This is a genomic window from Coprococcus sp. AF21-14LB, assembly GCF_003458885.1.
Lineage (GTDB): Bacteria > Bacillota > Clostridia > Lachnospirales > Lachnospiraceae > UBA9414.
The window spans coordinates 1-1,086 of record NZ_QRVX01000129.1 but is presented as its reverse complement, the minus strand read 5'-3'; the positions used below and the strand labels follow the sequence as shown (position 1 = coordinate 1,086).

Genomic DNA, 1,086 nt, shown 5'->3' with positions numbered 1-1,086 from the left:
GCGGCCGCACATTCTATCTTGTTTGTCAACTATTTTTACAAAATAAAAAGACTCCTATATTATTTCTAATATAAGAATCTAATTATTTTTCCTTAACTTAATGACATTGGCTTGCGGGATTCTTTTTTATCCAATGGTCTGTTTTGCGTAAGTTTCTGATTTAATCGGACGAGGCGCGTATACGAAAAAATATAGTATAGCTGCCATAAGAAAAGCGCTTACAACATCGATAACAGAGTGCTGTTTTAAAAACATTGTAGACAGAATGATAGATACTGTCAGCAAAAATGTGCCAATCTGAAGTGCTTTATGCTTTCTGAGCGCCTGGCTGCGATGAATTGCGATGTAAGCTCCGATAGAATTAAATACATGGATACTTGGAAGGACGTTTGTTGAAGTATCGGCAATATAGAGCGTCTTTACCATATCCGTAAAAATATTATCCCGTGGAAATACATCCGGCCTCAAATCCAGTCCATTTGGATATACCGTAGAAATAATGAGGAAGATCGTCATTCCGGTAAACAGGAAACTGACGAGCTGATAAAATTCTCTTTTGTCGTGAAAGAAAAAATATCCGACAGTTACAGCAATATAACCAAACCACAATAAATAAGGTACGACAAAGAATTCAATAAACGGTATCTTATCGTCCAATGGAGAATGGATCAGATTAAATTCAGTTGTGACATGTTGTTCCAGATAGAAGAACCATGGGAGGTAGATCAGTCCGTATAAAAATACCCACGCATGCTTATATTTCTGAATAAAGTTTTTCATAATGAACCCCCGCTTTCTTTTTGGAGTCATTCGGATTATAACATGATTTCTAAAACGCAACAACAATATTCACAGTAAATTTAGAATCTTAATAAAATCTTAGAAATTTAGAAGAAATATTTTATTGATTGGATGTCGATGATTGGAGTTTGGAGAGAAATGCTGCAGAATGATAAGAAAATACTAGCATAAATGAAAGGGGCTGTCGGTTAATACCGATTTTTAGCTTCTAAATCTTAAAATAAGAATCTCCTGTAGAAATCAGTGTTTTTATACCTGATTTTCTACAGGAGATTCTTATTTTTT

At 34.4% G+C, this 1,086-nt stretch carries 1 protein-coding gene; it reads right to left on the bottom strand.

Annotated elements, in window-relative coordinates; translation table 11 throughout:
* Positions 1-126: 126 nt before the first annotated feature.
* A complete protein-coding gene (locus DWX73_RS13330) occupies positions 127-780 on the bottom strand; it encodes a phosphatase PAP2 family protein (protein ID WP_118349138.1) in 654 nt (217 codons plus the stop codon).
* Positions 781-1,086 lie beyond the last annotated feature (306 nt).

Bases quoted from the DNA above. Each gene is read 5' to 3' on its own strand.
- DWX73_RS13330 (WP_118349138.1), bottom strand. From the start codon at position 780: ATGAAAAACTTTATTCAGAAATATAAGCATGCGTGGGTATTTTTATAC.